A 23,798-nucleotide genomic window follows, 5' to 3' on the forward strand; every position below is an offset into this window, starting at 1 on the left:
TTTCGCCGCCTTCGTCGAAGCCTTTCGCTACCGGCACAGGTAACCAACGCTCCTGCGGAGAGGCTCCGCTGGACAATGGGACGCGACACGCCCCTTGCTCATCGACGGTTGCCGAGGGCTGTTACCGGGCGCTGTCGATGATTGCGCCGCCGTCGGGGGTAAGGCTGTATCCCGTAATGAATTGGGAATCCTTGCTGGCCAGGAACAGCACCACCGGGGCAATGTCGTCTTCCGGCGAGCCGAAACGAGCGAGCGCGTTCGTCGGTGGAGGAACGTCCTTTACCGCAGCACCCCAGGTGTCCGCGACCGGCAGAACGTTGTTCACGGTGATCTTGTCGGCACCCCATTCGCGTGCCGCCGTGCGCGTCAGCGCGCGTACCGCCTCCTTGGCCATGTTGTATGGACCATAGCCAGCCAACCCCACGGTGCCGGCCATCGAACCGAAGTTGATGATCCGCCCTTCTCCGCCTTCTCTCAGGTGAGGATAACAAGCCTGCATGAAGCGCAGATACGCGATCGGCCCGGTGTCGAAGTTCCGTTGCAGTTGCTCGACCGAAAGCTCGATGACCGAAGACAAGACCGCAGAACCATCGAAAGCATTGTTCACGAGAATGTCGATGCGGCCATATGTTGCGACAACCTTGTCCACCGCGGCCGTGATCTGATCGGCTTCACCGACGTCGCAGACGACGCCGAAGGCGGTGCCGCCCGCTTCGACGATATCCGCGACGACGCGTTCGACGCCGTCGGATGTCCGCGAAAGAATTGCGACCTTCGCGCCTTCGGCCGCAAACAGCTTTGCGGTGGCGCGGCCAATGCCGCGGCTTGCGCCAGTGATAACGGCAACTTTTCCATTGAGTCGACCCATGTGTATCTCCATTTGATAAGGCTTGGGAATCGTCGAGGCGTCAGAGGGCGGCAGCCTGGACGTAAGGTGAAGGGACGTCGCGGGCGTCGTTCTGCGTCATGAACGAGGCGATCAGCAGCGCCAGACCGATCGCCGCCGGCAGCGCACCGACAGGTTTTCGAACGCCGATATGCGCGAGGCCCGACAGCAGCAGGTGAAAGAAGATGCCGGAATAGGCGAGATCGCTGAGCGGGACGCTGACGCGCGAAAGGATCGCAACCGGGCCGAGGACCTTAACAATGATCATGAACGGAACGAGGTTATTCGCGCGATATCCGAGTTCCGTCAGCGCCTCACGAACCCACTTTCCCTTTGTGGCATACATGTAGGCTGAAGCGAGGTAGAGCGCGGATAGAAGTGCCGTGCTGATCCAGTATCCGCAAAATTCAAGCATAAGCTCATCCCTGTCGCTGCTCACGCAGCAACATTCCTCTCGTCGAGTCTGTCGGTTTCTATGTGGGAGGCGCTCCTTTTACTGCGCCCCTGATGCACGGACGGAAAATGTCGTCTAAGGTCCATCTTTGCAAGTAGGATGAATTACTTGCCGCTAGTATGGAAAACCAGACTATGGCCGATGGCGAAATCAGTATGCATGAGGAGATGCGCCGCGCATTCGCGTTGCTCTCCGGCAAATGGAAGCTGGAAATCATGTGGCTGCTCCATCAGCGGATCCACCGGTTTGGCGAACTGAGGAAGGCTATCCCCGGCATTACCCAACACATGCTGACGGCGCAACTCCGCGAGCTCGAAGCAGACGGGCTCGTGTCCCGCACCATCTTTGCGGAGGTTCCTCCGCGCGTCGAATACGAGATCACCCAAAAAGCGCGGGGCCTTGGTCCCACCATGGAAGCTTTGACGGCGTGGTGGAAAGAGTACGGCAAAAGCGTGCCGGTGAAGCCGAGCGCACGCGGTCGGAAAGCGAGAGCATGATGTCGAAAAGTGTGCGCAGCTGCTTTGGGCCGATCGCTGACAACAAATTCACGAAAAACTCGAACCGGACTTGTCCCAGCCTTCCTTGACCGTTTCCATCGCGACATTTGTCGATGTGCTGGCAACGTGGGGCAGTGTCGAGATGCGCTCGCCGAGGACGCGGCGGTAGCGGCCGATATCGCGCGTGCGGATCTTCAGCAGATAGTCGAACCTGCCGGCGATCATATGGCACTCTTCGACTTCGCTGATCTTCTTGATGGCATCGTTGAAGCTCTTCAGCGCGTCCTCGCGGGTATCGGAAAGCTTCACCTCGACGAAAGCAATATGGTCGAGCTGCATTTTCGACGGATTGAGGATGGCCTTGAAGCCTTCGATATATCCGTCGCTGATCAGCCTCTTGAAACGGATCTGGCACGGCGTCTTCGATAATCCGACACGCGCGGCCAGATCGGTGATCGACAGCCTTCCGTCCTCGGCGAGTGCAGCGAGGATCTTTCTGTCGAACTGGTCCAATTCACTAAAGATGTCGGTTTCAGCGGCCATTCGAACTCTCGAGGATGAATTAATAAGTTCATACAGCCTGGAAACGGCTGAAATCAAGTGAGATCGCGATTTGAGGCTGTGGTAGATTGTAGGCCGGGCAGAAGAGTGCTGAAATCGGTATCCGCGCCGCGCTCAAAACGGGGATCATACATGCATAACAAGGAAGCGGATGACGATCGGACGCCGGACCTGCTCGCTCACTACCGGCCGCTGGCGATCAGGGCCGTGGCCGCGGCGCTCACCCTCAAGCGCGACAGACCGGATGCCCGCCCGCTGCGAGAGACGGAATATTCCGGCCCCGCCTGCACGGACGATGCACAGTGGGACGACGAGCCCGGCATCTCGTTCATCCGTTAAACCACATTTCGATTGATAGGTACTTTCATGTTGAACGCAGCGATCGACCCCGCCCCCTCCAATGATCCGGCCGACGGCGCGCCGTTTTCCGGCTTTGCTCCACCGATCCGACCGCAATCCGAATTTCGCCAGGCCATCACGGCAGCCTATCGCCGGCCGGAAACCGAATGCCTGCCGCCGCTCGTTGCAGCAGCGCGCGTCTCCGAGGCAAAACGCTATGACATTCGCAGCACGGCCCGCAGCCTGATCGAAGCATTGCGCGCCAAGCACAAGGGGACCGGTGTCGAAGGGCTGGTGCAGGAATACTCGCTCTCCAGCCAGGAAGGCGTGGCGCTCATGTGCCTCGCCGAAGCGCTGCTGCGCATTCCCGATACCGAAACCCGGGACGCGCTGATCCGCGACAAGATAGCCGAGGGTAACTGGACCTCCCACATCGGCGGCGGAAAATCCATGTTCGTCAATGCCGCAACCTGGGGGCTCGTCGTTACCGGTAAGCTCACCTCGACGGTCAACGACCGAAGCCTGTCGGCAGCGCTGACGCGGCTGATCGCGCGCGCCGGCGAGCCGGTCATCCGTCGCGGCGTCGATATGGCAATGCGCATGATGGGCGAGCAGTTCGTCACCGGCGAAACGATCGCGGAGGCGCTGAAGCGCGCCCGGCCGCTGGAAGCGCGTGGCTTCCGCTATTCCTACGACATGCTGGGCGAGGCCGCGACGACGGGCGCCGATGCCGAGCGTTATTACCGGGATTACGAAAAGGCGATCCACGCCATCGGCAAGGCGTCGGACGGGCGCGGCATCTATGACGGCCCGGGCATTTCGATCAAGCTTTCGGCCCTGCATCCCCGTTACGTGAGGTCGCAGGCCGGCCGGGTGATGAGCGAGCTGCTGCCGAAGGTCAAGGCGCTGGCCGTTCTCGCCAAGACCTATGATATCGGCCTCAATATCGACGCGGAGGAGGCCGACCGGCTGGAGCTTTCGCTTGATCTCCTCGAGGAGCTTTGCTTTGCGCCTGATCTTGCCGGATGGAACGGGTTGGGCTTCGTCGTGCAGGCCTATGGCAAGCGCTGCCCCTTCGTCCTCGACTACATTATCGATCTGGCACGTCGTTCCGGGCGCCGGGTCATGGTCCGTCTCGTCAAGGGCGCCTATTGGGATGCGGAGATCAAGCGCGCCCAGCTTGACGGTCTCGACGACTATCCGGTCTATACCCGCAAGATCTACACCGATGTCGCCTACGTCGCCTGCGCACGCAAACTGCTCGATGCTCCGGATGCGGTCTTCCCGCAATTTGCCACCCATAATGCGCAGACGCTCGCCACGATCTATCGTCTGGCAGGTCCTGATTTCAAGGTCGGCAAATACGAGTTCCAATGCCTGCATGGCATGGGCGAACCGCTCTACGACGAGGTTGTCGGAAAGGAAAAACTCGACCGACCCTGCCGGATTTATGCGCCTGTGGGAACCCATGAGACGCTGCTCGCCTATCTGGTTCGACGCCTTCTGGAAAATGGCGCCAATTCCTCCTTCGTGCACCGCATCTCCGATCCGAATGTCTCGGTCGAGGCGCTGATCGCCGATCCCGCCGAAATCGTCGCAGCCATGCCTGTCGTTGGCGCGCCCCACGCGCAGATCGCCTCGCCGCGGGCACTTTACGGCAATGCCCGGGCCAATTCCGATGGTCTCGATCTCTCGAACGAGGCCACCCTTTCGGATTTGGCTGATGCACTCATCTCCACGGCTGCTGCCCCGTGGCATGCGCTTCCCCTCCTTGCCGACGGCTCTACGGATGGGGTGACGCGCGATGTTCTCAATCCTGCCGATCACCGGGATGTCGTCGGCACGGTGACCGAAGTGGCGGTCGAGGAGGCAGCGCGCATCGTCCGGATGGCTGCGGAGCATGCGCCGCAATGGGCGGCCGTGCCGCCGGCCGAGCGTGCCGCCTGCCTGGAGCGGGCCGCCGACATCATGCAGGCCCGCATCAAGGTGCTGATGGGCATCGTCATGCGCGAGGCCGGCAAATCCGCGGCCAATGCCGTCGGCGAAGTGCGTGAGGCCATCGACTTCCTGCGCTACTATGCCGAACAGGCGCGCAAGACGCTGGGGCCATCGCATGCGCCCCTCGGCCCGATCGTCTGCATCAGCCCGTGGAATTTCCCGCTGGCGATTTTCACCGGGCAGGTCGCCGCAGCCTTGGTGGCAGGCAATCCCGTGCTTGCCAAACCGGCCGGTGTCACGCCGATCATCGCTTCGGAGAGTGTGAAGATCCTCCATGAGGCGGGCGTGCCTGTCGGTGCCCTGCAGTTCGTGCCCGGCAGCGGCCGCCTCGGCGCCGGTATGGTCGGGGCGGAGGAAACGGCAGGCGTCATGTTTACCGGGTCGACCGAAGTTGCCCGCATGATCCAGGCGCAGCTGGCGGAACGGCTGTCGGTGAGCGGCAAGCCGATTCCGCTGATTGCCGAAACCGGCGGCCAGAACGGCATGATCGTCGACTCCTCGGCATTGGCGGAGCAGGTGGTGGCCGACGTCATTGCCTCGGCTTTCGACAGCGCCGGTCAGCGCTGCTCCGCGCTCAGGGTTCTCTGCCTTCAGGACGATGTTGCCGACAGGACTCTCGCCATGCTGAAGGGCGCCTTCCGCGAGCTGACGATCGGCCGTACCGATCGCCTGAGCATCGATGTCGGCCCGGTCATCAACGACAGCGCAAAGGCGGAGATCGACCAGCATATCGAGCATATGCGCGGCTTGGGCCGCAAGGTGGATCAGCTGCCGCTGCCCGAAAGTGCCGCGGCGGGAACCTTCGTTCCGCCCACAATCATCGAAATCAAGTCCCTGTCGGACCTGACGAAGGAGATCTTCGGACCGGTCCTGCACGTCATTCGTTTCAAGCGAAACGGGCTCGACCGTCTGATCGACGACATCAACGCATCGGGTTATGGTCTGACATTCGGGCTTCACACCCGGCTTGATGAAACGATCGCGCATGTGACCAGCCGCATCAAGGCTGGAAACCTCTACGTCAACCGGAACATCATCGGCGCCGTCGTCGGCGTGCAGCCGTTCGGCGGCCGCGGCCTGTCGGGAACGGGGCCGAAGGCCGGGGGTCCGCTTTATATCGGCCGGCTGGTGCAGCGTGCGCCCGTGCCGCCGCAACAGGATTCCGTTCATACGGACCTTGCCCTTCGTGACTACATCGTCTGGCTCGACAAGAAGGGCTTGTCGGGCGAGGGGGAAGTGGCGCGTGGATATGCGAGCCGCTCGGCTCTCGGGCTCGAACGCGAACTCACCGGTCCGGTCGGGGAGCTCAATCTCTACGCGCTCCATCCCCGCGGCCGTATTCTTCTCGTGCCGCAGACGGAAGGCGGGCTTCATCGCCAGATCGCCGCAGCCCTATCGACCGGCAACCACATCGTCGTGGACGCGGGTTCCTTATCGAAGTCAGTCCTGGCGGACCTTCCGGCGGCTGTAGCCGGCCGGATCTCCTGGACATCGGATTGGGAAAAGGACGGGCCGTTCTCAGGCGCGCTCGTCGAAGGGGATCGCGACAGGGTTCTGGCCGTCAATCAGAAGATTGCCCACCTGCCCGGTCCGCTGCTGCTGGTCCAGGCCGCGACGAGCGAGGAATTGGCGAGCGATCCCGAGGCCTATTGCCTGAATTGGCTGCTGGAGGAGGTGTCAACGTCGATCAACACCGCGGCTGCCGGCGGCAATGCAAGCCTGATGGCTATCGGCTGAGTGACAAGACGAGGGCACAGAAAATGCGCCCTTGATCGTCGGAAAGGGTCGGCCGAAAGCGGGCCCATCCAATGAGTTTGCCCGAGCCTGAGAAAACGGCGGTCTTTCATAAGCAGCATAACCGTCCGCATTCCTCCTGGCAGCTCGGCCGCGTCCGCGGTCTCGCGTGCGGTGCCGCCCTGTCCGGGTCGAAATCAGGCAGGTTGGTTGGCGGTCATGCCGCCGCGTGCCATCCATCGCGGATATGGCGGTAGCCTTCGCGATAGACCGCTTCCGGTGTCTCGGAGAAGTCGCGCCAGACCTTTGTCGCGGCGGCGAGCTCCTTGAGCGCCCGGCCGAAGGCCTCGATTGTCAGCCACCCGTCGTAGCCGCTCGCGCGTAGCGCCCTGAACGTCTCCGTCCAGGGAATGTTGCCGCGTCCGGGTACGCCGCGGTCGTTCTCCGAAATGTGGACATGCACGATGCGGTCACTGTTTCGCGTGAACGCGCCGATGGGATCTGTCTCTTCGATGTTGCTGTGGAACGTGTCGTACATGGCGCGGATATGTGGATGTCCGACCGCGTCAATATGGGCCGCAAGGTCGTCCATCGTGTTGAACAGGTAGCATTCGAAGCGGTTCAGCGCCTCAAGCCCGATCGTTACGCCGTGCTTTGCTGCATGATCGCCGATCGCGCGTTGTGAGGAAATCGAGCGCTTGAGTTCCGCCGCGCTCGGCCCGCTTCCTGAAAATTTGCCGAGCGTCGAATGCAGCGGCCCGCTCAGCATCGTTGCGCCCAGCGCATCGCTGCAGTCGATGGCCCATTTCACGTAGTCGATGCCGCGCCTGCGGGTCGCGGCGTCGGCGGCGATCAGGTTCATTTGCGGATCGCCCATGGCGGAAACGGCGGTCCGTTCCAGGCCGATCCGGTCCAGCATGTCTGCCAGCCGATGGTAGTCGTCGGGTGTGCCTGAAAAGATCGGGATCTCGACACCGTCAAACCCCGTATCCTTGATGTCGCGTAACAGTGCCTCGTGTTTCCGGCCGACACTTGTCGTCCAGAGGAACATGCACATGCCGATCTTCATCTCCCCTCCATTTGGCCCTGTGGCCACTGTGCGACGGTTTCAACGCCCTATTACTTTTCCAGATCTGGTCATACCAAATCCTCGAATCTGGTCAAGCCAGTTAATTGCACGCTTGGGATGCCGGATTCGCGCCTAAGCGGGAAACGCAGGATTAAATATCGATCGTTTAAAGAGATATCGACCTTTTGGCCCCCGTCTTGCAGAGGGTTAAGAATTGAGCTAGAGCTTTCAAATAACGAGAATTGGCCAAACCAGATTGCCGAAGGCGGCGAGAGTGGCCAACGACAACATGACCTTTGCCGCCCGATTGGCGGTGGACCGAGCTGCACCTGTCTGGGAGGACCTTATGCATCTTTCGACACATAACTGGATGCGGGCCGAACCGCTCGCCGTCACGCTGAAGCGCATCAGGAAATATGGCTACGAAAGCATCGAGATATCCGGCGAGCCGGCGCAGTACGACGTCAATGAGACGCGCGCGCTGCTGAAGGAGCACGGCATCCGCTGCTGGGGCGCCGTTACGCTGACGCTCGGCGAGCGCAATCTTGCCGCCAGGGATGAAGGCCAGCGCGCCAGGTCAGTGGACTATGTCAAGAGCGTCATCACCATGGTCAGCGAACTCGATGGCGAGATCGTCACCCTGGTGCCGGCGACCGTCGGAAAGGTGGTGCCGGATGGCACCGAGGAGGAAGAGTGGACATGGGTGGTGGACGCCACCAGGGAGTGTTTTGCCCATGCCCAGAAGAGGGGCGTGCGCATTGCCGTCGAGCCGCTCAACCGTTTTGAGACCTATTTCTTCAACCGTGCCGCCCAAGCGCTGGCGCTCGCCGATGCCGTCAGCCCTGAATGCGGGGTTTGCCTTGATGCCTTCCACCTGAACATCGAGGAGGAAGACATGTATGAGGCGATCCGGCTCGCTGGAAAGCGCCTGTTCGATTTCCACGTCGCCGATAACAATCGTTTTGCCGCCGGCCTCGGCCAGCTCGACTGGCCGAAGATCATCGGCACGCTGAAGGAGATCGGGTACGACGGCGCCGTCACCAACGAATTCGTCGCTCCGGTCGACCGCACGCCGGCTTCAAAATATCCGGACATGGTCGAGCGCAACCCCGTCGACATTCCCCCGGAGCAGCTGAAATTTATCCAGGACCACGGCTCGAGCCTTCTCACTGAGAAGTTCTACGACGATCAGATGCGGATCACTGCCGAGACGATCCTGCCGCTGATCAAGTAACGAACGGAAAGACATATGCCCTGCGGCTCGCGGGCCGTGAGGGGCAGGGGATCCGAGACATGCGCATCAAGACCGTAGAGGCCTGGTGGATTAAAATTCCCATCGAGGCGAACCGTCAGCACCGCAGCGACTTCGGCCGACTGACGACCTTCGATAGTGCGATCCTGCGGATCGAAACGGACGACGGTATCGTCGGCTGGGGAGAGGGCAAGAATGCCGCGGGCAGTGCGGGCGCTTATGGCACGCTGGTACACATGCTCAATCACGAGATTGGGCCGAAGCTTATCGATCGCGATCCCGCCGACATCTCCACAATATGGGAGATGCTCTATAACGGCGTACGCCACGAGACGGCGGCGAGTTCGGGTCACGCCATGCCCGAGATCGCGCGGCGCGGCCTTTCCGTCGCGGCGATCAGCGCGGTCGACATAGCGCTCTGGGACATTCTCGGCAAGTCGCTCGGCGTCCCCGTCTGGAAGCTGCTGGGTGGGCGCAAGGCGGACAGGTTGCCCGCCTATGCCTCGGGCGGTTGGGAGAGCGTGGACCGGATCGGCGAGCAGATGCGGTCCTATATCGCGGCCGGTGGTTTCAAGTCAGTCAAGATGCGCGTCGGTGCGATGGATCGTGCGCTGCATGTCTCGGCATCGCGCGTGCGGGCGGCTCGCAAGGCAATCGGCCCCGACGTCGACCTGATGGTCGATGCGCACGGCACCTATACTGTTGCGGAGGCAAAGCGCTTCATCCAGATGGTCGCCGATTGCGACCTCGCCTGGTTCGAGGAGCCGGTGATAGCGGATGACAAGCCGGGCATGGCGGAGGTGCGCGCGGCTGGGAACGTGCCGATCGCTGCGGGCGAGAGCGAGGCGACGCGTTTTGCCTTTCGAGATCTTGCCATGCTTCGGGCCGCCGACATATTCCAGCCGGATCCCGCCTTCTGCGGCGGCATTACGGAGGCGATGCGCATCAGTTCGCTCGCCAGCGCCTTCAACCTCCGTTTCGCGCCGCATCTTTGGGCCGGCGCGCCCTGCTTCTTTTCCGGCCTGCACTTGTGCGCGGCTTCCCCGGCAAGCTTCATCATCGAATATTCGCTCGGGGCCAATCCGATGATCCACGATCTTGTCGAGGACACTGTGTCGGTGAAAGACGGTATGGTAGAGATCCCGGACAGGCCTGGCCTGGGCTTCACGATCAATCAGCGGGTCCTGGAGACTCACGCGCAAAGACAGTGACGATGAAAGAAAATTCCCTCCTCTCCGATCTCGCGGCCCATCTTTTCTCGAACTCGAGCGGCAACGGCCGCACGCCTTCGGAGCGAGAGCTTGCGGAGCATTTCGGCGTCAGCCGGGGCCAGGTTCGCGAGGCACTGGCCATTCTGGAGGCAATGCGCATCGTCGAGCGCCGGGCCAAGTCGGGCATCTATCTGACGACCACGGAGGCGAGCGTGGAGGCAATGGCGCTTTTTGCCCGCGCCGGCGTGCCGCTTGACCCTATCCTGATCTACGAGACCGTGGAGCTTCGCAAGATCCATGAGATCAAGGCCGCGGAGCTCGCCTGCGATCGGGCGACGGAGGAGAACTACCAGCACTTGCGCGATATCCTCGCGGCGTCGGAGGCGAAGCTTGCCGCCGGCGAGGGGCTGGCGCGAGAGGACCGGGATTTTCATTTGGAGATCGTCCGAGCCACCAAGAACAGCGTCTTCCATCGGGTGTGCAGCGTCTATTACGTCATGGGCGAGCACCGCCTGCCGATCTATTTTGCCGACGCCGCCCGCAGCCGGCGCTCGCATGAGGAACACATCCGCATCTACGAGGCGCTGCTTGCCCGAGACGGCAATCTGGCCCAGGCGCTGATGAGCGCGCATCTTCAAGGTGCGGAAAGCTATTGGAAGGGTCTCATCGGCGGTCCAGCGACGTCAGCCGGATAGGCGCAACCGGCGGGAGGGCCGATGAGCTTCATCTTTTCCACGCATCCCCTGCACCCTGCGGCCAAGTCCATGCTTGAGGCTGCGGGTGATCTGCGCGTCGCTTCCGCGCCCGATCCCGAAACGTTGCTTAGAGAAGGCCGCGGCGCGGGCATCGTCGTCGTACGCGCGCCGATCCCGCCGGCCTTCTTCGAGGATGCGCCGGCGCTTCGCGCTGCAATCCGCCATGGCGCCGGGCTCGACATGGTGCCGCTGGATGCGGCGACCCGTGCCGGCGTGCTTGTCGCCAACGTCCCGGGCGCCAATGCCTCGACTGTCGCCGAGCACGTCTTCCTGGTGACACTGGCCCTGCTTCGGCGCTTTCGCGCGATGGACGGCGACCTGCGTCAGAGCGGCTGGGCGGCGGGCCGCGCCCAATCGGACACGGCCGTCGACCTCGCCGGCCGCACCATGGGCATCGTCGGAATGGGCAATGTCGGCAAGGCGATCTTCCAGGTCGCGAAGTTCGGTTTCGGCCTGGAGGTGGTCGCCACGAGCCGGTCGCCGGAAAGCGTGCCGGACGGCGCGCGTTTCCTGACGATCGATGAGCTTGTGGCGGCGGCCGACATCGTGGTGCTCTGCTGCCCGCTGACGCCGGAGACGACCGGCTTGCTCAATGCCGGTCGCATCGGGCGCATGAAGCCCACGGCCATTCTGGTCAACGTCTCGCGCGGCCCCGTGATCGATGATACGGCGTTGATCGAGGCGCTGCGCGATGGTCGCATCGGCGGAGCCGCGCTCGACGTCTTCGCAACGCAGCCGCTGCCACTCGACCATCCCTATTTCGGCTTTGACAACGTCATCGTCACGCCGCATCTCGCTGGTCTGACGGAAGAGAGCATGATGCGCATGGGAACAGGCGCGGCGAGCGAAGCCCTGCGCGTCATCAAGGGCGACTTGCCCGTTAATTTGCGCAATCCCGAAGTGGTAGAACACTACCGCCGGCGCTTTCCCGCATAGCGCCTCGTCGCGACAACTCGAAATGCTCGCAGCCCCTGCCGTGGCGCCGAGACCGCTGGCATCCTTCGGACCGATCAGGTCAGCCCGCGTGCCGCAGGCTTACACCGCTTCCGGCGTCAAACAGCACGACCTTTTCCGGATTCCATGAAAAGCGAACCTCATCTTCGATCCGAAGCGCCGTCTGTGTCGGCACGGTCGCGTGGATGAACTTCTCGCCGGTGCGCAGCGTCACGATCTTTTCGACGCCATGGTTCTCCACGTCGTGGACCCGTGCTTCGCCGGGCGCGCCACTGTCGAGAAAAATGTCCTCGGGACGGATGCCGAAGGTGAGCGGGCGACCGTCTGTCGCGATCCCGTGTCCGTTGCCGAGCGGCAGCCGATAGCCCTCGCTGGCCACTGCCTCGCCGCCGGCAAGCGTGCCGGCGATCAGGTTCATCGGCGGCGAGCCGACCGCGCGCGCGACGAAGGTGTTGACCGGGTTTCCGTAGATCTCCTGCGGCGTACCCGTCTGCACCAGTTGACCATTGTTCAGGACGCCGATCTTGTCGCCCATCGACATGGCCTCTATCTGGTCGTGAGTGACGAAGAGGAAGGTCGCGCCGAGGTTCATCTGCAGGTTTTTCAGCTCGGTTCGAAGTGCTTCGCGAAGCTTCGCGTCGAGCGCCGAAAGCGGTTCGTCCATCAAGAAGACCCGGGGTTTGCGCACGATGGCCCGACCGATCGATACGCGCTGCATCTCGCCTCCCGACAGCCGGTCCGTCTTGCGGTCGAGCAGATGCTCGATGCGCAGAGTCTTCGCAACGCGCTCGACGCGCTCCTTGATTTCTCCGGGTTCAACGCGACGGATACGGGATTTCAATGGAAATTCCAGGTTCTCCCGCACCGTATAGCGCGGGTAAAGCGAGTATTGCTGGAGCACCAGGGCCACGTCGCGCTCGGCGGCACCCCAGTCGGCGACGTCCTGCCCGTCGATGAAGATCTGGCCTGCGGTCGGCTTCTCGAGACCGGCGATCAGGCGCAGCGTCGTCGTCTTGCCGGCGCCTGTCTGCCCGAGCAGCACGAAGAACTCGCCGTCAGCAATGTCGATGTTCAGGTTTTTCAGCGCCGTGTGGCTGCCGAAGGTCTTGGTGATGCCCTTGAGTTCGATATGCGCCATCAGAGTCTGATCCCCAGCGACGAGCCGGTCGCGGTGTTGAAGAAATGTGCCTGGGCGGGGTCGATGCGTGCCCAGACGGCTTCGCCGGGACCAGGCACGAAACCGCTCTTGGTGCGTGCCCTGATCATCTGGTGACCAACCTTCAGGTCCACGATGTCGTGCGAGCCGAGAGGCTCGATGATATGCGCTTCGACCGGCATGAAGCCCTCGCGGGCCTCCCGTGAAACAAGCACGCCCTCAGGCCGGACCCCGAGTGTCAGCTTGCCGTTCTCGGCCCTTGCGTCGGAGAGGCGGTTGGCCAGCACGGCGGGGAACTCGAAGCCCGTCGTCCCGCCGCCGACCTGGACGCTGGTATGGCTGCCCGTTTCGCTGATGTTCGCCGGCGCCATGTTCATGACCGGGCTTCCGACGAACTGGGCGACGAACGTGTTGGCGGGGTGCGCGTAAACCTCTTCCGGCGTGCCGACCTGCTGAAGGATGCCCTCGTGCATGATGACGATGCGGTCGGCGAGCGACATGGCCTCCACCTGGTCATGCGTCACGTAGATGGTGGTCGAACCCTGCTTGATATGCAGGCGCTTGATTTCCGCCCGCATCTCCTCGCGCAGCTTCGCGTCGAGCGCACCGATCGGCTCGTCCATCAGCATGGCTTTTGGGCGTCGCACCAGCGCGCGGCCGATTGCGACCCGCTGCATGTCGCCGCCTGACAGCGCCGAAGGCTTGCGGGCCAGCAGACCGGTGATGCGCAGCACACCGGCGATCTCGCGGACCGACGCATCGACATCGGCACGGCTCATCCGGGTAGCGCGGAGCGGGAAGGCGATGTTCTCGTAGACCGTCATGTGCGGATAGAGCGAGAAGGATTGGAACACCATGGCGATGTCCCTGCCGGATGCCTTGATATGCTGCACCGGCTGCCCGTCGATCAGAATGTCGCCGTCGTCGATCGTCTCCAGCCCCGCGACGGCGCGCAATGTCGTCGTCTTTCCGCAGCCCGATTGTCCAAGCAGCACGATGAATTCATTGTCGGCGATAGCGAGATTAAGGTCTTTGATGACCTGGACGGCACCGAAATATTTCTGGATCCCGAGAAGTTCTATCTGCGTCATGAATGGCTGCCTTCGTCTGGTTGCGCGTCCCGCGGGATTTTAGTCGTCACCATGAAGGCAATCAGTCCGACGAGCGTCATCGTCATGCCGTAGCGATGCAGAAACAGGTTCCAGGGCTGGCAGAGCGCGATGATGCCGAGGATCATCAGATACTGCGAAGCGGGTTCGAGATATTTCTGGTTCAAGGCGCGGAAGGTCATTTGCGGATCGCTCCGAAGCTCATGCCGCGCAGGAGATGGTTCCTGAGCAGGAAGGTGAAGATGGCGACCGGTAGCAGGAACAGGAACGTGCCGGCCGCAATGACCGTCCAATCCGGCAGGCCTGAGCCGACCTGGCTCGGGATGAAGGGTGGAGCCGTTTGCGCGCGCCGGTTCGTCATGATCAGCGCAAATGCATATTCGTTCCAGGCCGTGATGAAGCAGAAGACGGCGGTCGCGGCGATGCCGGTCGCCGCTTCCGGAATGACGATCTTGAAAAAGGCCTCCATCCGCGTGTAGCCGTCGACGAGCGCGGCCTCCTCGTATTCCTTCGGGATCTCGTCGATGAAGCCCTTCATCAGCCAAACGGAGAAGGAAAGGTTGAAGGCAGTGTAGAGGATGATGAGGCCCCAATGCGTGTCGTTGAGGCCGACGACACGGTACATGAGGAACATCGGGATCGCCACGACGACGGGCGGCAGCATGCGCGTCGACAGGATGAAGAAGAGAAGGTCTGCCTCCCCCTTCACTTTGAAGCGCGAGAAGCCGTAGGCCGTGAATGTCCCCATACCGACAGCCAGCACCGTGGACGTGATGGCAACGATCAGCGAGTTCATGAAGCGGTTCGGATAGCCGGAGGGCTGCACCTCGCCGCGGCCGGAGCGAACGATCTTCTCGCCGCCGTCGAACACCATCCGCTCCCACCAGGGGGCGGCGGCATATTCTTCAGGAGTAGGCGCCCCGCGCAGTTGCGAGCGCTTGGTGAAGAGTTTCACGAAGGGCGAGAGTTCCGGCTCGAAGAGCACCGTCGGCGGAATGGTGGTGGCGAGGTTGCGCGGCTTGAAGGCCGTCGAGGTGATCCAGTAGATCGGCGCCAGGAAGATCAGCGTGATGACCAGTACGGCGGCGATCGCCACCCGGTTCAGCGCGCGTTCGGAGCGGGTTTGGACGGCAGCCATCTCAGCGCTCCTTCACTTTGTTGAGATACTTGACGTAGATGTTGGTGATGGCGAGAACCATGACGAGCACGATGTAGGCGAGTGCGCAGGAGCGCCCCGTCTGCCATTCCTGGAAGGCCATCTTGTAGAGCCGGATGGAGATCACCTCGGTCGTCGGTTGGCTGGTCAGGATGTAGGCGAGGTCGAAGGTCTTGAAGGCCTCCATCGTACGGAAGATGATTGCGATCATCAGGATCGGCGCCACCAGCGGCAGCGTGATGCGGAAGAAGGTATAGAACGGCCCCGCCCGGTCGATCGCCGCTGCCTCGTAGAGATGCTTCGGTACGGCCGAAAGGCCGGCAAGCGACAGCAGCATGACGAAGGGCGACCACATCCAGATGTCGGTGATTGCGACCGCATAGAGCGCCATGTCCGGATTCGACAGCCACTCGAAGGAGCCGAGGCCGAGTGCGTAGTTGATGATGCCGAAGGACGGATCGTAGAGCAGCTTCCAGAAGAGGCCGACCACGGCCATCGAGAGCATCATCGGCAGCAGCAGCAGCGTCGTCAAAAGACCCTTCAGCGGGATATCGCGGTTGAGCAGCATCGCGGTGCCGAAGCCGACGATCACCTGCCCCGTCACAGAGACGATCACATATTTCGCGGTGATGGCGAAATTCGACCAGATGAAAGGATCGTTCAGCAATTCGCGGTAGTTCTGCAGGCCGACGAAGTTGGCCGGCGCGTTCGACGAAGCGCGAAAGTCGGTGAAGGAATAGCCGAGCGAATAGATCAGCGGAAAGATGTTGAAGACGATCAGGAACAGGATCGTCGGAATGATGAAGAGATTGCGAATCCGGATGTCGCTCATGCCGCGAGATGCGGCACGCGATTTCGTGTCCAGCGATGTCATGACTGCGGTGGCCAATCCTCTCCTCCTCCGAGAGTTCGGCGCCGGATGCCGGAACGGCATCACGATGCGCGAAGTGAATTCCGGGCGCCGCGCCCTCTCGAACCGCGCCTTTGGGCGCGAGATGCAGAATGCAAACGGAGGGGCGACGGAGCCCCTCCGCTGATCGCGTTTGCTATTTATTGCGTCCGTATTTCTTGAACGTCGCGTTCCAGTCCGCTGCCAGAGAGTCGAGCACTTCCTTCGCCGTGCCTTGCCCGGCGGTGACGAAGGGGTAGATGCGCTGGTTCATCTGGATCAGCAGTTCGGCATATTCAGGCGTTGCCCAGAAGTCCTTCACCTTGAACATCGTCTCGTAGAAGGCCTTGTTATAGGGAGTCGCGTTCTGAAACTCCGGCGATTCAAGCACCTTGGCGCTTGCCGTGTAGCCGCCGAGTTCGGCCCAGCGCTTCTGGGTCTCGTCCTTGATGAACCATTCGAGGAATTTCATCGCCTCTTCCTGGTTCTTTGAGTAGGAGATGACCGATATGCCCTGGCCGCCGAGCGCTGCGAATTGCTCGCCGTTCGGGCCTGCCGGATTGGCAAAGAAGCCGGTAACCTTGGCGTTCGGGTTGGACGCCTCGTTCACCAGGGCCGGGAAGAAGGCGAAGTAGTTCATGCTCATCGCCGCCAGATTCTCGGTGATCGCCTGGTTGTTCTCGACGAAGAAGGACTTGGCCCAGCCCGGAGGCGTAAAGCCGTAGAGCTCGCGATAAAGCTCGAGCGCCTTGACGTTCTTCTCGGAATTGATGATGCCGTCGACCTTGTAGCTCTGGTAGTCGCCGAGTTCGCCCCCAAATGAGAAGATCGCGTTCTCGACACCCATGACGAGACCGTCATAAGAGTTGTCGGTGTAGATGGCGATTCCGTATCGCTTCTGGTCTGGACGGTGGAAGAACTCGGCGATGTCACGCATCTCGGCCCAAGTCTTCGGCGGGGCGAGGTCGTAGCCGTATTTGGCCTTGAACGCCTCCATCTCCTTGGGATCTTCGAACCAGTCCTTGCGGTAGGACCAGCCGACGGCGTCGCCTTCGGCCGGAATTGACCAGTACTTTTTCGAGTTCGACGGATATTCGGCGTAGTATTTCACCGTTGCCGGGGCCATCACCTGGGTCAGATTGTGCTTGGTGAAGAAGTCGGTCAGATCGACGTAATGGCCGGCTTCTGACGCTGCCCCGATCCACTGGCTGTCGCCGACGACCATGTCATAGGCTGAACCCTTGGCGTTGAACTCGGTGAAGGCCTTGGTCTGGAAGTCGGCCCATGGTGTGGTCTCGACCGTGACCTTAACTCCGGTTTGACCCTCGTATTCGTTGGCGAGTTCCTGAAGGTAGTTTGCCGGGTCCCACTCGGCCCAGAAGATGGTCAGTTCCTGGGCCTGTGCGGATGTTCCGCACGCCCACATCAATCCGACACCGGCCAACAGACCGGTCATAGTTTTGCGCATAACGTTTCCTCCCATTTATGCACGCTTCCCGCTTCATCGCGGGCCTCCCGATCTGGCTTCCCGATCCTCCTGGGTGGTGTTCGTGCTGGGGGTCCTCCTCGACCCCTAGCTCGTTTCAGATCTCAAGCCTGAATGTCGTTTCCCTGATCTGGTATTACCAAATGCCATTATCGTCAAGCGCAACCTCGGAGAGCTTTCATCAAAGGCTCGTCTTCAGGCTTTCGACGTCTTGCCCCCGCATTTGCGGGCCTCCTGACGCAGTCTTGTCGGACCGTCTCACATTCATCATCGCCGATCCAGACCACAACACAAGAATATATTACTGACACTGGTCTAGCCAGTTGATGCACCAAGTCTGGGCGCACCACGTCCTGCCTCGCTCTCTGCCTGCCGTAATGCGGTATCGACAAGCGCCCTGGCGGCCCACTCGGCAACGGACTGCGCGCCTTCCGAGGTCAGGCCCCAGATATCCTTCAATACGATCAGCACCTCGACGCCGAAGACAAGCGAAAGAGCCTGTGCAAGGCGTTCCCGGGATTCGGGCGGCAATGTGCCCTTCAAGGGGGCCGTCACGCTCTTCAGCAGGTCGACCCGGTGGCCGCGCTTGAACAGCGGCTCGTTGCCGAGCGTGCCCGCCTGGCGCTGCGCCCACTGGTCCAGCGAAAGCTTCAGCGCCGCCTTGAAGGTGGCCTCGAACTCGTCGATGCGCGGCATCGCGGTCGCCAAGAGGTCGGCAACGCGGATGCGTGCATCCGGACTGTCGGACGACCAGCCGAGGATCGGCCCCAGAGCCTCATCCACCACGGCATGCACGAGCGCTGCCTGGCTCGGAAAGTAACGGTAGGCCGTCGCGCGCGAGACTTCGGCAGCCTCGGCGACTTCACTTACCGACGGAGTGATGCCGGACTGCATGAGCCGCGTTGCCGTTTCGAGCATCAGTTTTCGCGTTCGGGCACGCGGGCCTCGCTCGGTCTTGGCTGTTTCGTTCTGTTGACGTGAGACATCCATGTCTTTATGATACGCACGTCTCACAAATTTGCAAGGGCCCGTCGCTTTGCCCCGAAGGTGAGATATGCCGGGAGGAAGTCCACCCGGTCCCGGAGGGGACATGAAGCAGATCTACGTGGTCGGCACGGCCGACACGAAGGGCGAGGAGCTTGCGTATCTGGCCGCTTGCATCGAAGCGGCGGGCGGGGGTGTTGTCCGCGTCGACGTCGGCATAGGCGAGCCTGCGACCGCCGTCGATGTGAAGGCCGACGCAGTGGCGGCATGCCATCCGGACGGGGCTGAAGCCGTTCTTGCCAGCGGGGACCGCGGAAGGGCGGTCGAGGCGATGGGCATTGCCTTCGCGCGCTTCCTCGTAGAGCGCCAGGATATCGCCGGCGTCATCGGTATCGGTGGAGGCGGAGGCACTTCGATCATTACCGCAGGCATGCGCCAATTGCCGCTCGGTCTGCCAAAGATCATGGTCTCGACGCTCGCATCCGGCGATGTGGCTCCCTTTGTCGATGTTTCCGACATCGTGATGATGCCCTCGGTCACCGATATGGCGGGCCTGAACCGGCTGAGCCGCGTCATCCTTCACAACGCCGCCCAGGCGATCACCGCCATGGCCCGCCGGCCGGCTGAGGTGACTGCATCCAAACCGGCCCTCGGGCTTACCATGTTCGGCGTTACCACACCTGCCGTATCCGCCATGGTCGAGCGCCTCCGGGCGGACTATGATTGCCTGGTCTTCCACGCGACAGGCACGGGTGGGCGGGCGATGGAGAAGCTTGCCGACAGCGAGCTCATCTCTGGTGTGCTCGACATCACGACGACCGAGGTCTGCGACCTGCTTTTCGGCGGCGTCCTGCCCGCCACCTCGGACCGTTTCGGCGCCATTGCTCGCAAAGGCCTGCCCTATGTCGGTTCGGTCGGTGCGCTCGACATGGTGAACTTCTGGGCGCCGGAAACCGTTCCTGAGCGCTATGCCGGCCGGCTGTTTTACCGTCACAACCCGAACGTCACCTTGATGCGCACGACGTCGGCCGAATGCGCGCAGATTGGCCGCTGGATCGGCGACAAGCTCAATCTCTGCCACGGGCCCCTACGCTTCCTCATTCCTGAAAAGGGCGTTTCGGCCCTCGACATCGAAGGCGGTCCGTTCTTCGATCCGCACGCCGACGCCGCGCTTTTTGCCGCGCTCGAGGCGACGGTGAAGCCGACGGCGTCGCGACGTCTTATTCGCCTGCCGCTCCATATCAACGATCCGCACTTCGCCGAGGCCGCCGTCGCGGCCTATCGTGACATCGCCAACCCCTGAGAGACAAATCGATGCCAGTCATACCGCGCAAGACCATCCTCGAAAAATTTCACGGCATGATCGCAGCCGGCGTGCCGATCGTCGGCGGCGGCGCCGGCACCGGCATCTCCGCCAAGGCCGAGGAGGCAGGCGGCATCGACCTCATCATTATCTATAATTCTGGGCGCTACCGCATGGCGGGGCGCGGTTCGGCGGCCGGACTGCTGGCCTATGGCAATGCCAACGAGATCGTCAAGGACATGGCGCTCGAAGTGTTGCCTGTTGTGAAAAAGACGCCGGTTCTCGCCGGCGTCAACGGCACGGACCCCTTCGTGCTGATGCCGCGCTTCCTCGCCGACCTCAAGGCAATGGGCTTTTCCGGCGTACAGAACTTTCCCACAATCGGCCTCTTCGATGGCCGGATGCGGCAGAGTTTCGAGGAGACAGGCATGAGCTACAATCTGGAGGTCGAGATGATCGCCACCGCCCACGGGCTCGACCTGCTGACGACACCCTATGTCTTCAACGAGAGCGAGGCTGTCGCCATGACGGTCGCCGGTGCCGACATCATTGTGGCGCATATGGGCGTGACGACCGGCGGCACGATCGGGGCCACCTCCGGAAAGTCGCTCGATGACTGCATCGATGAGATCACCGCGATCACCAAGGCGGCACGTTCCGTGCGCGACGACGTCATTGTGCTCTGCCACGGCGGCCCGATCTCCATGCCGGAGGATGCGCGCTACGTTCTCGAGCGTTGCCCTGGCTGCCACGGCTTTTATGGCGCAAGCTCGATGGAGCGCCTGCCGGCAGAGGCGGCAATCCGCAAGCAGACCGAAGATTTCAAGGCGCTCGCCATCGGCGCGGTCGTCTGAGGAAGGGCATGGAGGAGGCCGTTTCATGGTAAAGGACAAGTACTTCATCTATCCTAAGGACGTGAGCGCTTTCGGCTTCGACTGGGGCAAGCTGTCGCTGACTGTGGCGCCCGAGGTCAACGGCGCCAGCCGGTTTTCCGGCGGTGTCGTCGAACTGCCGAGCGGCGAGGGTCATTCCCGCCACAATCATCCCGGCGCGGAGGAAATCATCTTTGTGATTTCCGGCGAAGGCGAGCAGATGGTCGAGGACGAGACGGGTAATCCGATCACGCGGAAGGTCGCCACCGGCTGCACGATCTATGTTCCGGAAAGCCGCTTTCATTCGACGAAGAACACTGGCGGCGGGCCGATGCTCCTCTTCGTGGTCTACTCACCGGCGGGGCCGGAGCTTGCGCTTCGCGATTTTCCGGACTTCCGCCTGCTGCCGCCGGGCTCCTGAGGCCGCGCATCCATTTTCTGGGAGGAAAGACAATGAACGACAATGCAGGGCAAACAAGGCAGGCCGCCGTGACGCCGTTCGATACGGCCAAGCTCGACCGTCTCATGGAGGAAGCCGGTATCGACGTCGTCGTCGCCACCTCCAAACACAACACGCAATATCTCATGGGCGGCTATAAGTTCATCTTCTTCGCCGCCATGGATGCGATCGGGCATAGCCGGTACCTGCCGATGGTGATTTATGAGAAAGGCGCGCCCGATCACTCCGCCTATGTGGGCAACCGCATGGAGGGTGCAGAGCACCAGAACAATCCATTCTGGACACCCGCCGTGCATACGGCGACCTGGGGCACGCAGGATGCCGCCGGGCTCGCCGCCGAGCACCTGAAGAAAATCGGCAAGACCGGTGGGCGCATCGGCATCGAGCCGGCCTTCCTGCCATCCGACGCCCGCGACCTGCTTGCCTCTCGGCTGGATGGCGCTCGATTTGTCGATGCCACGCATGTGTTGGAGCGGCTAAGGGCGGTCAAGACGCCGGATGAACTGGCAAAGCTGAGACGCGCGTCCGAGCTGATCACCGACTCGATGCTGGCGACGGTCGCGGCGGCCCGCGCCGGCTCGACGAAGATGGAGATCATCGAGCAGTTGCGCCGGGAGGAAACAAACCGCGGCCTGCACTTCGAATATTGCCTGCTGACGCTTGGCTCCAGCCACAACCGCGCGGGCTCGCCGCAAACCTGGGCCGAGGGCGAGATTTTGTCGATCGATTCTGGCGGCAACTATCACGGATATATCGGTGACCTCTGCCGTATGGGTGTGCTCGGCGAGCCGGATGCGGAGCTGGAGGACCTTCTGGCCGAAGTCGAATGCATCCAGCAAGCGGCCTTCGCCAAGGTCAGGGCAGGGGCTGCGGGCAGTGAGATGATCGTGGCAGCGGAAGCCGAGCTCAAGGCCTCGCCGTCGGCGGCCTTCACCGACTTCTTCTGCCATGGCATGGGCCTCATTGCCCACGAAGCGCCATTCCTCATGACGAACCACCCCGTCACCTATGATGGCATCGATGCCGACAAGCCGCTGGAAGCCGGGAGCGTGATCTCGGTCGAGACGACGATGCTTCACCCAAAGCGCGGATTCATCAAGCTGGAGGATACGCTCGCGATCACCGATGGCGGCTATGAAATGTTCGGCGACCGTGGCCGCGGCTGGAACCGTGGCGGAGCGTGATTGCAGGTCCAACCGCAAACAAGGCCCGGCAGCTGTCACCTGCCGGGCCTTTTGTTATTTGGTACCGTCGTCTCAGTTGTGGTGGATCTCCGTTCCCAGCACCTTCAGGCATTCGCGGATAAAGGCGGCGAGCGCCGTCCAGCCCTTGGCCGAAACCATCGTGCCATCGACATAGGCTTCGGTTGGCGAGAGGTCGATATAGGTCCCGCCCGCCAAGGTGACTTCGGGTTCGCAGGCACCAAGTGCACCCACCTTCTTGCCGCGAACGACACCGTCGACCGCGATCAGGATCTGGACCCCGTGGCAGATGGTGAAGATCGGCTTCTTCTGCTCGTGAAAATGACGCACCATTGCCTGCACCCGCTTGTCGGTGCGGATATATTCCGGTCCACGCCCGCCGGCGCAGTAGACGGCATGATACTGGTCGAGCTGGTTCTCGGCCTCGGAAAACGTCTTGTTGATGGTGACGTTGTGCCCGAGTTTTTCGGTGTAGGTCTGGTCTCCCTCGAAATCGTGCAGCGACGTCCTGAGGATGTCGCCGGCCTTCTTGTCCGGGCACACGACGTGCACCGTGTGGCCGACCGCCTCCATCGCCTGCTGATAGACGAAGATTTCGTACTCCTCGGTGAAATCGCCGGTGAGCATCAGGATTTTCTTGCCTGGCATGGGTTCTCCTCCTCGTTGTCAGGTCGGGCAGGCTCGTCCTTGCCCGGCGCGGTTGCTCAGATTTCGTCGAATGCCGGCAACAGCCGGTCGCGCGAATGTTCGATATGAATGCGCATTGCGTTCGCAGCCGCGCCCGGGTCGCGCGCCGCAAAGGCATCGAGCAGCGTCTGATGCTCGGCGAGCGCCTCCTCGGTGACGCGGCGATGAAACATCAGGCGGAAGATATGGAAATGCGTGTGCTGGAATGTCAGCATCTCGCGGATCAACTCGTTGCCGGCAAATTCCATGATCCGGTCGTGAAAGATGGCGTCCTGGCGCGCAAAGGCCGAATAGTTCGCTCGTTCGTCCCTGTTGTCGCTGCGTGTCATCACGCCCGCGGCCTCGGTGAGAATGGCCAGCTTTTCGTCGTTCATCGCCTCGGCTGCCTTCGCAGCGCCGGCAGGTTCCAACAGCAGACGCAGTTCATAGAGCTCGTCGAAGCGGTGGCGCGTGATCTGCGGCGCGGCACGATAGCCGACGAGATGCTGCTTGACGACGAGGCCTTCGCCTTCAAGTCGGCCGAGGGCTTCGCGGATCGGCGTATGGGAGACGTTGAACTCCTTGACCAGGTTGTCGACCGTGATGCGTGTCCCCGGCGCAATCTTCAACGACATGAGCTGGTTGAAAATTGCCTCGTAGACGTCGCCCGCCAGGCTGTTGGCGCGCGGTATCTGGTTTGTGCCCGTTGAGGGTTCCTTCGGTCTCGTCGAAATCATCTGCTGCCTTGCCTCTTGACAGGTCCAATCGCTAGCACGATGCTGCGGCCAAGACAATCCTATATCCT

The 23,798-nt window shown here is 61.9% G+C and carries 24 protein-coding genes; 11 read left to right on the forward strand and 13 right to left on the reverse strand.

What is annotated here, in order from left to right; all coding sequences use genetic code 11:
* Positions 1-121 precede the first annotated feature (121 nt).
* Together OLZ32_RS15595 and OLZ32_RS15600 are read right to left on the reverse strand one after the other, a co-directional pair.
* Positions 122-868 carry an SDR family NAD(P)-dependent oxidoreductase gene (locus OLZ32_RS15595; protein WP_264397274.1) on the reverse strand — a complete coding sequence of 249 codons (747 nt, stop codon included), beginning with the start codon at positions 866-868 and terminating at the stop codon, positions 122-124.
* A gap of 40 nt (positions 869-908) precedes the next feature.
* Complete coding sequence (locus OLZ32_RS15600) at positions 909-1,301, reverse strand: DoxX family protein (RefSeq protein WP_264397158.1); 393 nt, start codon at positions 1,299-1,301, stop codon at positions 909-911.
* A gap of 158 nt (positions 1,302-1,459) precedes the next feature.
* Between OLZ32_RS15600 and OLZ32_RS15605 the strand changes: the two genes are divergently transcribed.
* Positions 1,460-1,837, forward strand: coding sequence for a winged helix-turn-helix transcriptional regulator (locus tag OLZ32_RS15605; RefSeq protein WP_264397159.1), 378 nt, complete (start codon positions 1,460-1,462; stop codon positions 1,835-1,837).
* Positions 1,838-1,885: 48 nt separating this feature from the next.
* Here the strand turns inward: OLZ32_RS15605 and OLZ32_RS15610 are convergent, their stop codons facing one another.
* Complete coding sequence (locus OLZ32_RS15610; RefSeq protein WP_113547318.1) at positions 1,886-2,380, reverse strand: Lrp/AsnC family transcriptional regulator; 495 nt, start codon at positions 2,378-2,380, stop codon at positions 1,886-1,888.
* A 150-nt stretch (positions 2,381-2,530) separates the two neighbouring features.
* On the opposite strand from OLZ32_RS15610, the gene OLZ32_RS15615 reads away from it, so the two are divergent.
* Together OLZ32_RS15615 and putA are read left to right on the forward strand one after the other, a co-directional pair.
* Positions 2,531-2,737 carry a hypothetical protein gene (locus tag OLZ32_RS15615; protein ID WP_105008945.1) on the forward strand — a complete coding sequence of 69 codons (207 nt, stop codon included), beginning with the start codon at positions 2,531-2,533 and terminating at the stop codon, positions 2,735-2,737.
* A gap of 27 nt (positions 2,738-2,764) precedes the next feature.
* Positions 2,765-6,472, forward strand: a complete 3,708-nt coding sequence (gene putA / locus OLZ32_RS15620) for a trifunctional transcriptional regulator/proline dehydrogenase/L-glutamate gamma-semialdehyde dehydrogenase (RefSeq protein ID WP_264397160.1) — start codon at positions 2,765-2,767, stop codon at positions 6,470-6,472.
* Between the two features lie 214 nt (positions 6,473-6,686).
* Here the strand turns inward: putA and OLZ32_RS15625 are convergent, their stop codons facing one another.
* Complete coding sequence (locus OLZ32_RS15625) at positions 6,687-7,538, reverse strand: sugar phosphate isomerase/epimerase family protein (RefSeq protein ID WP_264397161.1); 852 nt, start codon at positions 7,536-7,538, stop codon at positions 6,687-6,689.
* A gap of 346 nt (positions 7,539-7,884) precedes the next feature.
* On the opposite strand from OLZ32_RS15625, the gene OLZ32_RS15630 reads away from it, so the two are divergent.
* From OLZ32_RS15630 to OLZ32_RS15645, 4 genes are read left to right on the forward strand one after another with little or no spacing between them, the layout of a single operon-like run.
* Positions 7,885-8,772, forward strand: coding sequence for a sugar phosphate isomerase/epimerase family protein (locus tag OLZ32_RS15630; RefSeq protein WP_264397275.1), 888 nt, complete (start codon positions 7,885-7,887; stop codon positions 8,770-8,772).
* A 59-nt stretch (positions 8,773-8,831) separates the two neighbouring features.
* The gene (locus tag OLZ32_RS15635) at positions 8,832-10,001 is read left to right on the forward strand and encodes a mandelate racemase/muconate lactonizing enzyme family protein (RefSeq protein WP_264397162.1); all 1,170 of its coding nucleotides are present in this window, start codon (positions 8,832-8,834) and stop codon (positions 9,999-10,001) included.
* Positions 10,002-10,003: 2 nt separating this feature from the next.
* Positions 10,004-10,696 carry a FadR/GntR family transcriptional regulator gene (locus OLZ32_RS15640; protein WP_003549713.1) on the forward strand — a complete coding sequence of 231 codons (693 nt, stop codon included), beginning with the start codon at positions 10,004-10,006 and terminating at the stop codon, positions 10,694-10,696.
* 21 nt (positions 10,697-10,717) lie between these two features.
* Positions 10,718-11,692, forward strand: coding sequence for an NAD(P)-dependent oxidoreductase (locus OLZ32_RS15645; protein WP_264397163.1), 975 nt, complete (start codon positions 10,718-10,720; stop codon positions 11,690-11,692).
* 79 nt (positions 11,693-11,771) lie between these two features.
* On the opposite strand, the gene OLZ32_RS15650 is transcribed toward OLZ32_RS15645, so the two are convergent.
* The 7 genes from OLZ32_RS15650 to OLZ32_RS15680 all read right to left on the reverse strand — a co-directional run bounded on the left by OLZ32_RS15650 (position 11,772) and on the right by OLZ32_RS15680 (position 18,496).
* Complete coding sequence (locus OLZ32_RS15650) at positions 11,772-12,848, reverse strand: ABC transporter ATP-binding protein (protein ID WP_264397164.1); 1,077 nt, start codon at positions 12,846-12,848, stop codon at positions 11,772-11,774.
* Entirely contained in the window at positions 12,848-13,957 is a 1,110-nt protein-coding gene (locus OLZ32_RS15655; protein ID WP_264397165.1) for an ABC transporter ATP-binding protein, read from the reverse strand. Before OLZ32_RS15655 ends, OLZ32_RS15650 begins: the two co-directional genes overlap by 1 nt.
* Positions 13,954-14,157, reverse strand: a complete 204-nt coding sequence (locus OLZ32_RS15660) for a hypothetical protein (RefSeq protein WP_003549717.1) — start codon at positions 14,155-14,157, stop codon at positions 13,954-13,956. Before OLZ32_RS15660 ends, OLZ32_RS15655 begins: the two co-directional genes overlap by 4 nt.
* Positions 14,154-15,113, reverse strand: coding sequence for a carbohydrate ABC transporter permease (locus OLZ32_RS15665; protein ID WP_003549729.1), 960 nt, complete (start codon positions 15,111-15,113; stop codon positions 14,154-14,156). Before OLZ32_RS15665 ends, OLZ32_RS15660 begins: the two co-directional genes overlap by 4 nt.
* 1 nt (position 15,114) lies before the next feature.
* On the reverse strand, positions 15,115-16,020 hold the full coding sequence (locus OLZ32_RS15670) for a carbohydrate ABC transporter permease (RefSeq protein ID WP_003549731.1): 906 nt from the start codon (positions 16,018-16,020) through the stop codon (positions 15,115-15,117).
* 157 nt (positions 16,021-16,177) lie between these two features.
* Complete coding sequence (locus OLZ32_RS15675) at positions 16,178-17,488, reverse strand: ABC transporter substrate-binding protein (protein WP_029871365.1); 1,311 nt, start codon at positions 17,486-17,488, stop codon at positions 16,178-16,180.
* Between the two features lie 333 nt (positions 17,489-17,821).
* Complete coding sequence (locus tag OLZ32_RS15680; protein ID WP_017991503.1) at positions 17,822-18,496, reverse strand: TetR/AcrR family transcriptional regulator; 675 nt, start codon at positions 18,494-18,496, stop codon at positions 17,822-17,824.
* A gap of 100 nt (positions 18,497-18,596) precedes the next feature.
* Here OLZ32_RS15680 and OLZ32_RS15685 point away from each other — a divergent pair, with 100 nt between their 5' ends.
* From OLZ32_RS15685 to OLZ32_RS15700, 4 genes are read left to right on the forward strand one after another with little or no spacing between them, the layout of a single operon-like run.
* Positions 18,597-19,793 carry a Tm-1-like ATP-binding domain-containing protein gene (locus OLZ32_RS15685; protein ID WP_264397166.1) on the forward strand — a complete coding sequence of 399 codons (1,197 nt, stop codon included), beginning with the start codon at positions 18,597-18,599 and terminating at the stop codon, positions 19,791-19,793.
* A gap of 11 nt (positions 19,794-19,804) precedes the next feature.
* Positions 19,805-20,647, forward strand: coding sequence for a phosphoenolpyruvate hydrolase family protein (locus OLZ32_RS15690; RefSeq protein WP_264397167.1), 843 nt, complete (start codon positions 19,805-19,807; stop codon positions 20,645-20,647).
* Positions 20,648-20,672: 25 nt separating this feature from the next.
* Positions 20,673-21,086, forward strand: coding sequence for a cupin domain-containing protein (locus OLZ32_RS15695; protein WP_264421765.1), 414 nt, complete (start codon positions 20,673-20,675; stop codon positions 21,084-21,086).
* A gap of 32 nt (positions 21,087-21,118) precedes the next feature.
* Positions 21,119-22,309, forward strand: coding sequence for a M24 family metallopeptidase (locus tag OLZ32_RS15700; RefSeq protein ID WP_264397168.1), 1,191 nt, complete (start codon positions 21,119-21,121; stop codon positions 22,307-22,309).
* Positions 22,310-22,381: 72 nt separating this feature from the next.
* On the opposite strand, the gene OLZ32_RS15705 is transcribed toward OLZ32_RS15700, so the two are convergent.
* Both OLZ32_RS15705 and OLZ32_RS15710 read right to left on the reverse strand, forming a co-directional pair.
* A complete protein-coding gene (locus OLZ32_RS15705; protein WP_017991498.1) occupies positions 22,382-22,975 on the reverse strand; it encodes a DJ-1/PfpI family protein in 594 nt (197 codons plus the stop codon).
* 56 nt (positions 22,976-23,031) lie between these two features.
* A complete protein-coding gene (locus tag OLZ32_RS15710; RefSeq protein ID WP_003549747.1) occupies positions 23,032-23,730 on the reverse strand; it encodes a GntR family transcriptional regulator in 699 nt (232 codons plus the stop codon).
* Between the last annotated feature and the right edge of the window lie 68 nt (positions 23,731-23,798).

Source organism: Rhizobium acaciae (assembly GCF_025941625.1).
Lineage (GTDB): Bacteria > Pseudomonadota > Alphaproteobacteria > Rhizobiales > Rhizobiaceae > Rhizobium > Rhizobium acaciae.

Excerpts from the sequence above, each read along its gene's own strand:
- OLZ32_RS15595 (WP_264397274.1), bottom strand. The coding sequence starts at position 868 with ATGGGTCGACTCAATGGAAAAGTTGCCGTTATCACTGGCGCAAGCCGC.
- OLZ32_RS15600 (WP_264397158.1), bottom strand. The coding sequence starts at position 1,301 with ATGCTTGAATTTTGCGGATACTGGATCAGCACGGCACTTCTATCCGCG.
- OLZ32_RS15605 (WP_264397159.1), top strand. The coding sequence starts at position 1,460 with ATGGAAAACCAGACTATGGCCGATGGCGAAATCAGTATGCATGAGGAG.
- OLZ32_RS15610 (WP_113547318.1), bottom strand. The coding sequence starts at position 2,380 with ATGGCCGCTGAAACCGACATCTTTAGTGAATTGGACCAGTTCGACAGA.
- OLZ32_RS15615 (WP_105008945.1), top strand. The coding sequence starts at position 2,531 with ATGCATAACAAGGAAGCGGATGACGATCGGACGCCGGACCTGCTCGCT.
- putA (WP_264397160.1), top strand. The coding sequence starts at position 2,765 with ATGTTGAACGCAGCGATCGACCCCGCCCCCTCCAATGATCCGGCCGAC.
- OLZ32_RS15625 (WP_264397161.1), bottom strand. The coding sequence starts at position 7,538 with ATGAAGATCGGCATGTGCATGTTCCTCTGGACGACAAGTGTCGGCCGG.
- OLZ32_RS15630 (WP_264397275.1), top strand. The coding sequence starts at position 7,885 with ATGCATCTTTCGACACATAACTGGATGCGGGCCGAACCGCTCGCCGTC.
- OLZ32_RS15635 (WP_264397162.1), top strand. The coding sequence starts at position 8,832 with ATGCGCATCAAGACCGTAGAGGCCTGGTGGATTAAAATTCCCATCGAG.
- OLZ32_RS15640 (WP_003549713.1), top strand. The coding sequence starts at position 10,004 with ATGAAAGAAAATTCCCTCCTCTCCGATCTCGCGGCCCATCTTTTCTCG.
- OLZ32_RS15645 (WP_264397163.1), top strand. The coding sequence starts at position 10,718 with ATGAGCTTCATCTTTTCCACGCATCCCCTGCACCCTGCGGCCAAGTCC.
- OLZ32_RS15650 (WP_264397164.1), bottom strand. The coding sequence starts at position 12,848 with ATGGCGCATATCGAACTCAAGGGCATCACCAAGACCTTCGGCAGCCAC.
- OLZ32_RS15655 (WP_264397165.1), bottom strand. The coding sequence starts at position 13,957 with ATGACGCAGATAGAACTTCTCGGGATCCAGAAATATTTCGGTGCCGTC.
- OLZ32_RS15660 (WP_003549717.1), bottom strand. The coding sequence starts at position 14,157 with ATGACCTTCCGCGCCTTGAACCAGAAATATCTCGAACCCGCTTCGCAG.
- OLZ32_RS15665 (WP_003549729.1), bottom strand. The coding sequence starts at position 15,113 with ATGGCTGCCGTCCAAACCCGCTCCGAACGCGCGCTGAACCGGGTGGCG.
- OLZ32_RS15675 (WP_029871365.1), bottom strand. The coding sequence starts at position 17,488 with ATGCGCAAAACTATGACCGGTCTGTTGGCCGGTGTCGGATTGATGTGG.
- OLZ32_RS15680 (WP_017991503.1), bottom strand. The coding sequence starts at position 18,496 with ATGGATGTCTCACGTCAACAGAACGAAACAGCCAAGACCGAGCGAGGC.
- OLZ32_RS15685 (WP_264397166.1), top strand. The coding sequence starts at position 18,597 with ATGAAGCAGATCTACGTGGTCGGCACGGCCGACACGAAGGGCGAGGAG.
- OLZ32_RS15690 (WP_264397167.1), top strand. The coding sequence starts at position 19,805 with ATGCCAGTCATACCGCGCAAGACCATCCTCGAAAAATTTCACGGCATG.
- OLZ32_RS15695 (WP_264421765.1), top strand. The coding sequence starts at position 20,673 with ATGGTAAAGGACAAGTACTTCATCTATCCTAAGGACGTGAGCGCTTTC.
- OLZ32_RS15700 (WP_264397168.1), top strand. The coding sequence starts at position 21,119 with ATGAACGACAATGCAGGGCAAACAAGGCAGGCCGCCGTGACGCCGTTC.
- OLZ32_RS15705 (WP_017991498.1), bottom strand. The coding sequence starts at position 22,975 with ATGCCAGGCAAGAAAATCCTGATGCTCACCGGCGATTTCACCGAGGAG.
- OLZ32_RS15710 (WP_003549747.1), bottom strand. The coding sequence starts at position 23,730 with ATGATTTCGACGAGACCGAAGGAACCCTCAACGGGCACAAACCAGATA.